At 71.2% G+C, this 12,876-nt stretch carries 11 protein-coding genes; 8 read left to right on the forward strand and 3 right to left on the reverse strand.

Annotation, left to right across the window (positions count from 1 at the left end; genetic code table 11):
• Positions 1-7 precede the first annotated feature (7 nt).
• The 4 genes from ACTRO_RS12770 to ACTRO_RS12785 all read left to right on the forward strand — a co-directional run bounded on the left by ACTRO_RS12770 (position 8) and on the right by ACTRO_RS12785 (position 4,725).
• Positions 8-934 (forward strand): TauD/TfdA dioxygenase family protein, encoded by a 927-nt coding sequence (locus ACTRO_RS12770; protein WP_034263343.1) that lies wholly within the window; start codon positions 8-10, stop codon positions 932-934.
• A gap of 112 nt (positions 935-1,046) precedes the next feature.
• Complete coding sequence (locus ACTRO_RS12775) at positions 1,047-2,345, forward strand: MFS transporter (protein WP_034263345.1); 1,299 nt, start codon at positions 1,047-1,049, stop codon at positions 2,343-2,345.
• Between the two features lie 35 nt (positions 2,346-2,380).
• Complete coding sequence (locus tag ACTRO_RS12780; protein ID WP_034263346.1) at positions 2,381-4,087, forward strand: aldehyde dehydrogenase family protein; 1,707 nt, start codon at positions 2,381-2,383, stop codon at positions 4,085-4,087.
• Between the two features lie 122 nt (positions 4,088-4,209).
• A complete protein-coding gene (locus ACTRO_RS12785) occupies positions 4,210-4,725 on the forward strand; it encodes a cation:proton antiporter (protein WP_034263348.1) in 516 nt (171 codons plus the stop codon).
• A gap of 47 nt (positions 4,726-4,772) precedes the next feature.
• Here ACTRO_RS12785 and ACTRO_RS12790 read toward each other — a convergent pair whose 3' ends face one another.
• Together ACTRO_RS12790 and ACTRO_RS12795 are read right to left on the reverse strand one after the other, a co-directional pair.
• Positions 4,773-6,944 carry a SpoIIE family protein phosphatase gene (locus ACTRO_RS12790; RefSeq protein ID WP_051450751.1) on the reverse strand — a complete coding sequence of 724 codons (2,172 nt, stop codon included), beginning with the start codon at positions 6,942-6,944 and terminating at the stop codon, positions 4,773-4,775.
• A gap of 107 nt (positions 6,945-7,051) precedes the next feature.
• Positions 7,052-7,681: a muconolactone Delta-isomerase family protein gene (locus ACTRO_RS12795; protein WP_034263349.1), complete on the reverse strand. Its 630-nt coding sequence runs from the start codon at positions 7,679-7,681 to the stop codon at positions 7,052-7,054.
• A 412-nt stretch (positions 7,682-8,093) separates the two neighbouring features.
• On the opposite strand from ACTRO_RS12795, the gene ACTRO_RS12800 reads away from it, so the two are divergent.
• Together ACTRO_RS12800 and ACTRO_RS12805 are read left to right on the forward strand one after the other, a co-directional pair.
• On the forward strand, positions 8,094-9,035 hold the full coding sequence (locus tag ACTRO_RS12800; RefSeq protein WP_034263351.1) for a hypothetical protein: 942 nt from the start codon (positions 8,094-8,096) through the stop codon (positions 9,033-9,035).
• Between the two features lie 63 nt (positions 9,036-9,098).
• Positions 9,099-9,980 carry a hypothetical protein gene (locus ACTRO_RS12805; RefSeq protein ID WP_034263352.1) on the forward strand — a complete coding sequence of 294 codons (882 nt, stop codon included), beginning with the start codon at positions 9,099-9,101 and terminating at the stop codon, positions 9,978-9,980.
• A 104-nt stretch (positions 9,981-10,084) separates the two neighbouring features.
• Here ACTRO_RS12805 and ACTRO_RS12810 read toward each other — a convergent pair whose 3' ends face one another.
• Positions 10,085-10,585 (reverse strand): GNAT family N-acetyltransferase, encoded by a 501-nt coding sequence (locus tag ACTRO_RS12810; protein ID WP_034263354.1) that lies wholly within the window; start codon positions 10,583-10,585, stop codon positions 10,085-10,087.
• 67 nt (positions 10,586-10,652) lie between these two features.
• On the opposite strand from ACTRO_RS12810, the gene ACTRO_RS12815 reads away from it, so the two are divergent.
• Both ACTRO_RS12815 and ACTRO_RS12820 read left to right on the forward strand, forming a co-directional pair.
• The gene (locus ACTRO_RS12815; RefSeq protein WP_063628233.1) at positions 10,653-11,522 is read left to right on the forward strand and encodes an NAD(P)-dependent oxidoreductase; all 870 of its coding nucleotides are present in this window, start codon (positions 10,653-10,655) and stop codon (positions 11,520-11,522) included.
• Between the two features lie 112 nt (positions 11,523-11,634).
• Positions 11,635-12,873 carry an acyltransferase family protein gene (locus ACTRO_RS12820; RefSeq protein WP_169739886.1) on the forward strand — a complete coding sequence of 413 codons (1,239 nt, stop codon included), beginning with the start codon at positions 11,635-11,637 and terminating at the stop codon, positions 12,871-12,873.
• The last annotated feature ends 3 nt before the right edge of the window (positions 12,874-12,876 follow it).

Below are 12,876 nucleotides of genomic sequence, written 5' to 3' on the forward strand. Positions count from 1 at the left end.
GACTCGCGTGACCGGCACCGCGCCCGCGCTCAAGCGCCCCACGATCGACAAGACGCTCTTCCACTTCGGCCGCCGGCAGGTCGACCGGACCGCTCCGGACACTCCGCCGGCCGTCTACCGGCTGCTCGAGCTCACGCCGCTCACCCCGCACATCGGCGCCCGGGTCGCCGGGGTGGACCTGGCCGGCCCGCTCGGCCCGGACCTCGCCGCCGAACTGCGCGCGGCGCTGCTGGAGTGGAAGGTGCTCTTCCTCCGCGACCAGCACGGCCTGGACCACGACGCCCACCGCGCCCTGGCCGCGGTGTGGGGCGAGCCCGAGCCGAACCCGTTCTTCCCCAAGGGCGCCAGCGTCGGGGTCTCCCGCCTGGCCAAGGACGGCATGGCGATCGGGATGGAGAACATCTGGCACAGCGACCACTCGTTCATGGCCGCGCCCGCGCTGGGCTCGATCCTGCGCGCCATCGAGGTGCCCGACGCGGGCGGCGACACGATCTGGGCGGACATGCACGCCGCCTACGAGAACCTCTCGCCCGATCTGAAGGCGCGGATCGAGGGCCTGACCGCGGTGCACGACTGGGTCCCCACCTGGGGCATCCCGATGTCGGACGAGCAGGTCCTGGCGCTGCAGGCGAGCCTGCCGCCGGTCGAGCACCCGGTGGTCGTACGCCACCCGCGCACCGGTCGCAAGCTGCTCTACGTCAACGAGCCCTTCACCACCCGCATCGTGGGCCTGCCCGAGGACGAGAGCCGCGCGCTGCTGGACGAGCTCGCCCTGCAAGCGCGCATCCCCGAGTACCAGGTGCGCTTCCGCTGGCAGCCGGATTCGGTCGCGATCTGGGACAACATCGCCACCCAGCACTACGCGGTCAACGACTACTACCCGGCGCGGCGCGTGATGGAGCGCATCGCGATCGCCGGCGTCCCGCTCGCCTGAGCAGCGTCGCCTGCGCTGGAACGACAGCGTTGACCCGACCGCGGTGAATCGGCCGCCCAGCACTGCCCGTCCGTACCGCCCGTCCCCTCCCGCAGTCTCCGACGGAGCCCTTGTGATCGACGACGATGTCGCACCCGTCACCCCTGCCACCCGCTCCGCCGCCTCCGGAGCGGGCCGGGCCTGGGGAGTGACCGCCCTGCTCATGGCCTTCATGGTGGTCAACTTCGCGGACAAGTCCGTGCTCGGACTCGCGGCGGACCCGATCCGCCGCGACCTCGGGCTCTCGGCGACCGCGTTCGGCCTGGCGAACAGCGCCTTCTTCCTGCTGTTCTCGCTCAGCGGCGCGGCCGTGGGCCTGCTGGCCGACCGGATCCGGCCGCGGTGGCTGCTGCTGGCGATGGCCGTGGTGTGGTCCGCGGCCCAGGTGCCGATGGCGCTGGGCGCCGGCTTCGGTGCGCTGGTCGGCTCGCGGATCGTGCTGGGCGCGGCGGAGGGTCCGGCCTATCCCGTGGCCCAGCACACCGTCTTCACCTGGTTCACCGACCGGCGCCGCAATCTCCCGGGCGCGCTGATCACCATCGGCACCGCGCTCGGCGTCGTGATCGCCGCGCCGACGCTGACCTGGATGATCGACCGGCACGGCTGGCGTTCCGCCTTCGCCGTGGTCGCCGTCGCAGGGCTCGTATGGGCAGTGCTCTGGTTCTGCTTCGGCCGCGAGGGGACGGTGGCACAGGATCCTGCCACTGAGTACGCGCTCGCCCCCTCGGCCGATCTGGGACAGCCCTCCTACCGGCGGATTCTGCGCAGCGGCACGTGGATCGGCGCCACCGCCGCGTACTTCGCCGCGTACTGGGCGGTCGCGCTGACGCTGGTGTGGATGCCCTCTTACCTGCACGACGGCCTGGGCTATCCGACCGACACCGCCGCCGAGATCGTCGCCGCGGTCTGGGCGATCACCGGCGTCGTGATGCTCGCGCAGGCGGGCTTGACCAGCCGGCTGACCGCCCGCGGCGTGCCGAGCCGGTGGGCCCGGGCCGGAGTCGGCGGCTGCGCGCTGGTGCTGGGCGCGTTCGGCTGCGTCGCTTTGGCGGCGGCTCACCGCGGCCCGGCCGTGATTCTGTTGCTGGTGGTCGGTTTCGGGCTCGCCGGCGTCATGGTGAGCATCTCCTTCACCACCGTGGCCGAGCTGGTGCCGGCCGGGCGGCGCGGCGGCGCGCTCGGACTGCTGAGCGCGGTCGGCACCGCCGCGGGCCTGATCGCGCCGACCGTGACCGGGCGGCTCGTCGATCTCCAGGGTCCGGCCGGGTACCGGCACGCGGTGCTGCTCTGCGCCGCTGTGCTCCTGATCGGTGGCATCGCGGCACTCACCCTTGTCGATCCCGCCCGCGACGCCCGCCGCCTCGCCGGCTGACCTTCCGCTCCGCTCCCGCACTGTTAAGGACCTTCATGGACGGCACCGTCATCGTCACCGACGGCCTCGACCGCGACCTGGCCGAGCTGCGCCGCGGCGCACACTTCTGGGCCGCGACCTCCATCGACGAGCGGATCGGCCTGCTGGAGAGGATGCTGCCGCGGATCCGGTCCGGAGCCGAGGAGACGGCGGCAGCGAGCGCCCGGGCCAAGGGCTACGGAGCCGACTCGCCGTGGGCCGCAGAAGACTGGGCCGGCGGGCCGTGGGCGCTGGCGCAGAACGTGAGTGCTTATTCACGAGTGCTGCGGACCATAGCCACCGGGCGCGGCCCGCTCGACGCCTCGGCGGTACGCGAGTCCGAGGGCCGCACCTGGGTGGACGTGTTTCCCGCGAGCGGCTGGGATCGCCTTCTGCTGAGCGGTTTCTCAGCCCGGGTGCGGATGCGCGGCGCAGTCGGCGTCGAGCAGACCCTGGCCCGGGCGGCCGGCGAGTACCGCGGCCGGCCCGGAAAGCCGGCCGTCGCCCTGGTCCTCGGCGCCGGCAACGTCGCCGCGATCACGGCGCTGGACGTCCTGCACAAGCTCTTCGTCGAGGGCCAGGTCGTCATCGCGAAGATGAACCCGGTCAACGCTTATCTGCGGCCGCACTTCGAGCGGGTGTTCGCAGAGTTCATCGACCGCGACTGGGTGCGTTTCGCCGACGGCGGCGCGCACGTGGGCAGCTATCTCGCGGCGCACGCCGACGTCGACACGCTCCACATCACCGGCAGCGAGCGCTCCCATGACGCCATCGTCTGGGGCATCGACGGGCAAGCCGGACGGCGCCGCCGTGAGGACGATCCGTTGCTGGACAAGCCGTTCAGCAGCGAACTCGGCGGGGTGAGCCCGTGCATCGTCGTGCCCGGAAAGTGGAGCCCGGCGGACTTCCGCTTCCAGGCGGAGCACATCGTCACCAGCAAGATGAACAACTCCGGCCACAACTGCATCGCCAGCCAGATCCTAATCCTCCCGCGCGAATGGGACGGTACCGAGCGGCTGCTCGACGAGATCCGCGGGGTGCTGCGGGACCTGCCGCCGCGCCACGACTATTACCCCGGCGCCGAATCGCGCCTGGCCGCCGTCCGCGACGCCCACCCGCACGCCGAATGCTGGGCGGCCGGCAGCCGCCTGCTGATCCCGAACGTCGCAGACCACGATGACATCCTGCTGACCGAGGAGGTGTTCGCCAGTGCGCTCGGCGTGGTGCGCCTGGCGGGCGGAAGCACGGCCGATTTCCTGCGCAACGCCGTCGAGTTCGCGAACACGAAGCTCCCCGGAACGCTCGGCGCGACCGTCATCGTCCATCCCCGCACCGAGAACGCAGCTCGCAATGCCCTGTCGTGGGCTATCGCAGAGCTGCGCTATGGAACGGTAGGCGTCAACTGCTGGTCCGCGATCGGCTTCCTGCTCGGCTACACGCCGTGGGGCGCATACCCCGGCCACACCCGTCAGGCCATCGGAAGCGGTATCGGCTTCGTCCACAACGCGTTCATGCTCGAAGACATCGAGAAGACCGTGCTGCGCGCGCCGTTCGCTCCGGCTCCGCGCGGCCTCGTCTCCGGCTCGCCGTCGCTCTCCCCGCGGCCGCCGTACTTCGTCACCAACCGCACGGGGCTTGCCACCATCCGGCACATGACCGACTTCACCGCCGCCCCGAGGATCGGCAAGCTGCCCGCCGTCTTCGCCTCCGCGCTCCGCGGCTGACAACGGCCCATTGCCTTACGGCCGTTAGAATGCCTGGTGGTGTGCCGGGAAGTCTGGTCGGCCCGGGGAAGAATCCAGCGCAGCAGCGCGAGGCCCGGTGATCCAGACTGAGGTGCGTCCGCATGCCCGGTGCCGGAGCCGTTCTCGCCCTCGTACTCACGAGCACGCTGGTGGCCACGTTCGCCGATCGCTGGAGCGTGCCGGCGCCTTCGGTGTTGGTGCTCGCCGGGATCGGCGTCGCCGTGATCCCCGGAGTGGTCTTCGCCCTGATCGGCCTTCAGCTCCCGGCCTTGGTGGGCGACCTGCCGCCGGGAACCGGATGGTGGCCGGTGCAGGCCGTCGTCCTTGCCGTGACGCTGATCGCCGTACGCCTGGCCTGGATGCGCCCCACTGTCTCGCTTGCCGAGCCCACTCGGCATTACCCCGCCTGGCCAGCCACCCGGGTGATGACGTGGGCCGGCACTCGTGGCGTGATGCCACTGGCCGCCGCACTCTCCATCCCGCTAGCCGACGCCAGCGGGCACGCGGCCACGGACCGGCCGCTGGTTCTCGTGCTCACCGCGTCCGTCGTCGCGCTCACCCTGAGCATCCAAGGCCTGACACTCTCTGCCGTGGTCCGCGCCTGCGGCCTCAGCTAGGTGCGGTCGGCACGCACGGGAGCAACCGGAGAGAATGTGTCGCGCCGTCACGCGGGCGGCGTAGCGCCGAGAGCGGGCGAACGCACCAGCGGCTGCTCGGCCCAGATGGTCTTGCCGTGCCGGTTCGGGCGTGCGCCCCACCTCTGGGTCAGCTGCTCGGTGATGAACAGCCCGCGGCCGCCCTCGTCGTCGTCGCGGGCCCGGCGCAGCCGCGGCGCGGTGTTGCTGTCGTCGCTGACCTCGCAGGTCAGCGCGCGATCGCAGATCAGGCGCAGGCCGATCGGGCCCTCCGCGTAGCGCAGCGCGTTGGTGACCAGCTCGCTGACCACGAGCTCGGTGCTGTCGCTGAGCTCTTCGATCCCCCAGTCCTTGAGCTGGGTGGTGGCCAGCCGCCGGGCCTGCCCGGCCGCCTCGAAACTGGCGGGCAGCATCCAGGACGCCGTCTGCGAGGCGTGCAGCGCCCGGGTGCGGGCCAGCAGCACGATGGCGTCCCGCTCCGGCGGGAAGGCGGCGGCGTCCATGATCGCGTCGCACAGCTCGTCGAGCGAGGCCCCGGGCCCCGAAGCGGCCCTGGCCAGCAGCTCGAACGGGACCTCGGTGCCCTCCCGGCCGGGCTGGAGGCGCTCGTCGTTGTGCAGCAGCAGGACGGCGCCCTCCTGCAGGACGTGCTCGGAGGCGACGTACTCCGCCTCGCCCTGCCCGAGCGGCGGCCCCTGCGGCACGGCCAGCTGTTCGATCCGGCCGTCGGCGAAGGCCACGATCGGCGGCGGGTGGCCCGCGCTGGCGATCGAGCACGTCCGGGTGGCCGGGTCGTAGACGAGGTACAGGCAGGTCTCCCGCCGCGCCCCGGCCTCGTCGGCGTCGTCCGCGTCGGCCGAGCCCTCGGATCGGCCCTCGCCGCCGTCGGCCGAAGCCTCGTAAGCGCGCCGGTCCGGCCCACCCGCCATGATGTGCAGCCGCTCGAGGATCTCGTCCGGCAGCAGATCGAGCCCGGACAAGGCCGCGCTCGCGGCGCGCAGCTCGCCCATCGCAGCGGCGACGTGCGCGCCGAGGCCGGTGCTGTCCCCCATCACCAGGGCGACCCGGGAGCCGGACAAGGAGACCACGTCGAACCAGGCCCCGCCCGCCCCGGCCGGCCGGTAGGCGTGCGCGATCTGCACCGCGGAACGCACCGATTCTCCGCCGGGCCGCTGGGACGAGGCCCCGAGCAGGCGCGCGACCGAGCGCTCGCGGGTGTAGAGCCGGGCGTTGTCCAGGCTCAGCGCGGCGACCGCGGCGATCTGCTCGGCGAGCTCGACGTCCGGGGGGCCCAGATGCACCGGATTGCGCCAACGGTAGAAGCTGGCGATGCCCAGCACCGCGCCGCGCGCGGAAAGCGGCACCGACATCATCGAATGCAGCCCGACGTCGCGCATCCGGGTGCCCCGCAGGTCGTGCGTGAGCCATTCGGCACCCAGATCGACCTGGCCGATCAGGGTGGAATGCAAGCTCGAGAGGACATTGTCGAACGGCGTGTCGTAGGGGTACGAGGCGCCTTCGCCGACGGCCGGAATGCCCGGGTTGCCGCTGATCGAGAAGAACCCGGCCCGCCGCAGCGACTGCCCGCGCAGTTTCGAACCCGGCGCCGGCACCTCGCCGCGCAACAGCGAGTCGAGCACGTCCACCGACACGGCGTCGGCCAGCTGCGGCACGCACACTTCGCACAGCTCCTGCGCCGTCTGGTAGACGTCCAGGGTCGTGCCGATATGCGTGTTGGCGAGGTTGAGCAGGCTCAGCCGCGCCCCCGCCTCGGCCCGCTCGGTGACATCGGTCACCGCGACGAGCACGCCGAGCACAGCACCCTTCGAATCATGCAGGCGGAAGCACCCGACCGAGTGCACCGATTCGACCACCGGATCGCGGCTGCGTGCCGTGAAGCGCTCGTCGAGCACGGGCTCGCCAGACGCCAGGACCTGGCGAGTGAGCCGCTCCGCCTCCTCGGGCCGGTCCAGGTTGAACAGGTGCAGCACCTCTTGGATCGGCCGGCCCAGCATGTCCGCCATCGGGAAGTCGCGGATGCCCCGGCTGGAGGGGTTGAAGCGGATCAGCCGCAGTTCCGGATCGAGTACGTACAGGCTGATCGGCGACTCGAAGAGCGCGGACAGGACGGCCGCGTCGAGCTCGCTGACCTCCCGCATGCCGCGCGCGGCGGCCCCGCCGGCACCGCTCGCAGCACTCATCGCGCCTCCTGGGAGACGATCGGGTAATAACCGCCGAATCGATCAAAACACACCATCGCGGACGCCCGCCACCGGGGCGGCGCGATCGGGCTGCCGAGCCCCTGACGCTAAGCTTTGTCGGCGGCGTTGTGCCCCGGATCGCTGGGATGCCTGGTCAGCGGCGTGGTCTCGACCGTCATCCACGGATCGAGCGGCAGCGACCTCATAATCGCCGCGAGCTCGTCCGAGTCGGCCGCTCGCCACAAGCCCAACGCCTGCTTGACGCCGGGCTCGGTTGCTGAAGGCTCAAGTTTCCACAGGCGGACCAGGCTTCCCTCGCGGGCCAGCGTCGCCGCGCTTTCAGCCTCTGCGGTGTCGGCCCGCTCGTAGTCCGCCTTGGCAGCGCCCTCGGGAACCGCGACGTGGAAAGCGGTGAGGAACTCCGCAACATTCCGGCCGTCGTCCGAAACCGCCGTCGGATCGTTGGGATGCGCCGCGAGCGCAGTCACCTCGTCGGTACGCCAGACGCGCAGCGGCATCCCGGCCAGCGTCCGCTCCAGGTCCTCGGCGTCCGCCGCCGCGAACAAGCCGATGGAGCGCCACTCCCCCGGCCCAAGCGGCGGCCGCCACAGCCGCAGCAGTCTCCGCTCCCGCGCAAGCCCCGCGGAATTCTCCGCCTCCCGCGCCCTGACCTGCGCGACCTGCTCGTCGGAAGTCCCCTCGGGGACGCGGGTGGTCATAGTGACGAGGAACTCCACGACTCCGCCCTTTCGCATCGAGGCAAACAGACTGGCCGCATCAGGCTACGTCCGTCCCGGAATCGACGCCGGAGGAGATCACGGTTCCGGCGGACGTCGTCGAAAGCATCGGCCGGCGAGCCCGCGGCGCGCGCCCCGCCGTCCGCGCGCGTCGGCACGTCGGGCCTGTTCGTGCCCTGAGAAACCAGGCTTACCGGCGCAAGGGCGCCTCGTATACTCGGGGCCTGATTCGTAACCCGATGTACGTTTTGCGGCCTCCCAGGCGGCATGAAACCGTTCTGGGACCGATCCCAAATCTTGATCAACCTTCTGCATGGCGCCAGTCAACGCAAGAGTATACTTGCGCCGCTCACCTCACACATCGTTGAAAGAAACGAGCATTCTGTTGAACAGCCAAGGGGAGGATCAGGGTATGGACAGTGAGCCCGCAGGGGACGAAAGCACCCAAGTCGTCGGTATCGAGGCCGCCGCGGCCGAAACGATCGCCGTGCTGCCCCAGCAGGCCGCGCCCGCCGACGCCGAGCCCGCTGCCCCGGCCGAGCAGGTCGCGACCGAAGTCGTGGCCGTGGCCGCCGCCGTCGCCGCCCCCGAGCCCGCTGCCCCGCTCGAGCAGGTCGCGACCGACATCGTCCCCGTCGCCGCCGCCATCGCCCCCGAGCCGACCGCCCCGCTCCAGCCCGGCTACGGCGCGCCCGTCCCCTACGCGGCCCCGTACGCGACCCAGTTCGCCGGCATGCCGTTCGACCCGGCGCTGGCCGGAGCCCTGCCGCCGGCGCCCAAGCAGCGCAACGTGCTGGCCGTGCTCGGCGTGATCTTCGCCGTGCTCATCTGGCCGGTCGGCCTGATCCTCTCCACCCTCGGACTGCTCAAGGCCTACAGCCGCAAGACCGGCAAGGTCCTGTCGATCATCGGCCTGGTCGTGTCCGTGATCGTGGGCGGCGGGGTCATCGCGCTGGTGTCGCAGGCCACTTCCACCGTCTCCTCCTCGACGGCTCTGGACGAGGGCTGCAAGAGCGTCGAGTCGAAGCTGCCGGCCGATCTGGCCACGCTGAAGGCCGACACGGCGACGCTGACCTCCAACAAGGACAGCGCCTCGAGCTCGAACAGCTCGATCACCACCGTCTCCAGCGACATCGCCGCGATCGGGACCGACCTGACCGAGGCCTCGGGCCGGGCCACGCACGCGCCCGTCAAGGGCGACCTGGACAAGATGAACTCCCAGCTGCAGGCCCTCTCGACCGCGCTGGACAACATCCAGAACCACTCCACCGCCTCCGAGGGCGCCGCCGCCGCGGCGCTGACCACGCTGAGCGGCACGGGCAAGGACCTCGACGCGCTCTGCTCGAGCTACTAGGCCGCGCGGTACGCCCCCTCCCCCAGACCTTTTTCACCTCACCACAAAAAGAGTGGTAACCCCATGACTCAGCCCGAAGAATTCCCCGCGGAGCCCGCACCCGCCCAGCCCGCCCAGCCCGCCCAGCCCGCCGAGACGCCGCAGCCGCCGGTGCCGGCCGAGTGGGCCCAGCAGGCCCAGGCCCCCCAGCAGCAGCCCGACGCCGCGCAGGTCCAGGCCTGGCCGCAGCCGGTCGACCCGGCCGTGCAGGCCGCCGCCTTCGCCTACACGCAGATGCCGAGCCCGGAGGAGCAGGCGGCCGCGGCCGCCAAGAAGGCCAAGCGGCGCTCGGTGTTCGCGAAGTCCGCGATCCTGGCGGTGCCCGCCCTCGCGCTGGTCGCGCTGCTCGTCGGCACCAGCGTCGAGTCCAGCTCCTTCACCAGCAAGCACAACGACGCCACCGCCGCGGCCAAGGCCGCGGACCAGGGCGGCAACCTCGCCGCCCCGCTGAAGGCGGCGGAGTCGGCCGCGCAGAACTCGATCCTGGTCGACGCCGGCTGCGTGGCCGTCGAGTCGCAGGCCACGACGGACTTCGAGACCAAGGTCGGCAAAGACGACGACGCGCTGGCCAAGGCGGACCAGGGCAACAGCATCTCCGCCTACCTCGCCGCCGTCGACAAGTACGTCTCGGACCTGCAGGGCTTCTCGACGGCTCTGGAGCAGGACGGCGCGCTCTCCAGCCGCTCCTCGGTCAAGGCCGCGGTCGACACCGTCGCCAAGGACCTCGGGGTCTTCATCTCGACGATGCAGGCCGCCGAAACCGGCAACCTCAGCAACAACGCCCTGAACCAGCTCGACTCCGCCGTGAGCCGGATGGACGCGGACACCACCGCCGTGGACAGCATGTGCGGCGGCACCATCCTCAACGGCGGCCCCGACCAGAATCTCACCAACCTGGTGGCCTGATCGCCCCCCTGCACCTCTCCGGCGTCCTTCCCATCCGCCTCGGCGGGCGGGAAGGACGCCGTGTTTCCGCCCCCGGTCGGCGCCCGCCCACCGAACGGCGTGGATCAGGCCTTTGCGAGGTCGCAGTACATGACGTGCAACCCGATCCGGCCGAGCTCCGGGTGCTCGAAGGCGCCCGGGACCGTGCCGACGAGGGTGAAGCCGAGCGTCTCGTACAGGTGCACGGCGTGCACGTTCGAGGCCGCCACCGCGTTGAACTGCATGCCCGCGTAGCCCTGCTCCCGCGCCCAGTCGAGCGCGTGGGCGCACAGCCGGCGGCCGACGCCGCGTCCCCGCGCGTCGGCGGAGACCATGAAGCTGGCGGTCGCCACGTGCTTGCCCGGGCCGGGCCGGTTGGGCCCCATCCGTGCGGTGCCGAAGATCCGGTCGTCCTCCGTCGCGACCACGGTCAGCCCGGGGCCGTCGCCGGGCTCGATCCAGGTGTCCCGGGCCGCGGATTCGGTCATCGCGGGATCGTAGGTGTAGGTGTCCGCGGCACGGACGATCTCCTCGACGATCGGCCACACCTGGTCCCAGTCGGCGCTCTCGAACGCTCGCACAATCATGGCGCGAGCGTAGTTCCGCCGCCGTGGCAGGCGAAAGAGGGCTGATCACAGAGCTAGGATGGAGAGCATGGCCGCATTCGAGATCGGGCTGCTTCATCCGGGCGCGATGGGCGCGAGGGTCGCCGAGCAGGCGGCTGCCAACGGCGCGATCGTGTGGTGGCTGCCCGAGGGGCGCAGCGCACAGAGCCGTGCCCGGGCGGCGGAGGCGGGACTGCGCGACGCCGGCTCGCTCAAGCAGCTGGCCGAACGCTGCCAGATCATCCTGAGCGTATGCCCGCCGGCCAACGCCCTCGAGGTGGCGCGCTCGGTCGCAGCCCTCGACTTCGCCGGGATCTACGCGGACCTCAACGCCATCAGCCCGGCGAACGCCGCGTCGATCGCCACGCTGTTCGCCGACCCCTCGTCGGTGGTGGACGGCGGCATCGTCGGCGGCCCGCCGCACCGGCCGGGCGAGACGCGGCTCTACCTTTCCGGGCCGGGCGCCGCGGCGGAGCGGGTCCGCGCACTGTTCGAGGCGACCGCGCTCGAACCGCATGTGCTGGCGGGCGACGTGGGCCGCGCTTCCGCGCTCAAGCTGGCGTTCGCCTCCTTCAACAAGATCTCTTACGTGCTGGCCGTCCAGGCCTACGCCCTCGCGTCCGGCCACGGCGTGCTCGACGAGCTTCTCGAGCTGGCGGAGCACGCGGTGCCGGGGACGGCGCTCGCCCGGCCGGACCAGGTCGCCGGCGCGGGCCCGCGCGCGTGGCGGTGGGCGCCGGAGATGCACGAGATCGCCGAGGCCTGCGACGCCGTCGGCGCGCCCGCGGCGATCGCCCGGGCCGCCGCGGACGTGTTCGAGCACTGGCACGCGCTCAAGGGCGCGGACTCGGTGTCGGTGCGGCGACTACTCGACGAACTGGGCGTGAACAGCGCCGATGATCCGGATAACATGCTCTGAGGTTGATAGACAGCGGCCGACCGGCCGGTGATAGCCTTTCGCCGACGAGTCGACGCGACCCGGTTGCAAGGGGCATCTTGCGAGCCGTGTGCGCCGATGGAGAGGCGTAAGCGTGCGGGACGACATTGCCAGGGCGGACGCGAAGGCGGACGTACCGGAGCCCTCATCCACCGCTCTGGTACCGAAGGCCCGCTCGGCGACCGACGTCGCCGCCTCCCCGCCCGCCGCGCCCGATTCCCCGGCCCCCGCCACGGCGCAGGCGCCGCCGGCCGAGGCCGCCGCGTCGTCGCGAACCAAGCCCGGCAACCGCTTGCACGCCCTCGACCTCCTCCGCTTCGTCGCAGCGATCACGGTGGTGGTGTTCCACTATTCGGCCCGCGGCCGCGGCTGGCACACTCCCGTGCGGCACCTGTTCCCGAAGCTGCACGCCGTATCGCAGTACGGCTGGATGGGCGTCGAGCTGTTCTTCCTGATCAGCGGTTTCGTGATCTGCATGAGCAGTTGGGGGCGCCCGGTGGGCGCCTTCTTCGTCTCCCGGGTGGCCCGCCTGTTCCCGGCCTACCTGTTAGCGGTCGCCCTCACCGCCACGGTGGTGGCGATATGGCCCGGCTTCAGCCTGGACACGAACACCGGCACGGTCCTCGCGAACTTCACCATGCTCGAGAACCTGCTCGGGGACCGTTCGATCGACTCGGTGTACTGGACCCTGCTCATCGAGCTGCGTTTCTACCTGCTCTTCGCCCTCGTCGTCTGGCGTGGCCTGACGTATCAGCGTGCTGTCGGCTTCTGCGTGGTGTGGACCACGGCGTCGCTCCTCGTCCCCTCCTTCTCCCCGGACTTCGCCGAGCAGATCCTGGTTTCGCAGTACTCTTCGTACTTCGTGGCCGGCATCGCCTTCTACCTGATGTACCGGTTCGGGCAGAACCTGCTGCTGTGGTGCATCGTCGGGGTGTCGTACGTCGTGGGCACCGATCAGATCCAGGGCGACGTGCAGGCCCAGAGCACGGTCGCCCACAACCACCTGAACCTGCAGATCGTCTTCGCCCTGCTGGCCGTCTGCTTCGCGCTCATCGGCCTGGTCGCGACCGGCCGGCTCTCCTGGATCCGGGGCCGGTGGACGATCGTCCTCGGCGCGATCACCTACCCGCTGTACCTGATCCACCAGGAGATCGGCTTCACCGTGATCAGCCGGCTGGACCGGCACGTCAACGCCTATCTGCTGCTGGTCACCCTCATCCTGGCGATGATCGCGGCGGCGTGGTCGATCTACCGGGTCGTGGAGAAGCCGCTGAGCCCGACGATCCGGCGCAAGCTGACCGAGTCCCTGCACGTGTCCACCGGAGGGCACTGAGCC

It is taken from the genome of Actinospica robiniae DSM 44927, from assembly GCF_000504285.1.
GTDB classification, from domain to species: Bacteria; Actinomycetota; Actinomycetes; order Streptomycetales; family Catenulisporaceae; genus Actinospica; species Actinospica robiniae.

Coding starts and splice junctions, on each gene's coding strand:
- ACTRO_RS12780 (WP_034263346.1), top strand. CDS start 2,381: ATGGACGGCACCGTCATCGTCACCGACGGCCTCGACCGCGACCTGGCC.
- ACTRO_RS12785 (WP_034263348.1), top strand. CDS start 4,210: ATGCCCGGTGCCGGAGCCGTTCTCGCCCTCGTACTCACGAGCACGCTG.
- ACTRO_RS12790 (WP_051450751.1), bottom strand. CDS start 6,944: ATGAGTGCTGCGAGCGGTGCCGGCGGGGCCGCCGCGCGCGGCATGCGG.
- ACTRO_RS12800 (WP_034263351.1), top strand. CDS start 8,094: ATGGACAGTGAGCCCGCAGGGGACGAAAGCACCCAAGTCGTCGGTATC.
- ACTRO_RS12805 (WP_034263352.1), top strand. CDS start 9,099: ATGACTCAGCCCGAAGAATTCCCCGCGGAGCCCGCACCCGCCCAGCCC.
- ACTRO_RS12810 (WP_034263354.1), bottom strand. CDS start 10,585: ATGATTGTGCGAGCGTTCGAGAGCGCCGACTGGGACCAGGTGTGGCCG.
- ACTRO_RS12815 (WP_063628233.1), top strand. CDS start 10,653: ATGGCCGCATTCGAGATCGGGCTGCTTCATCCGGGCGCGATGGGCGCG.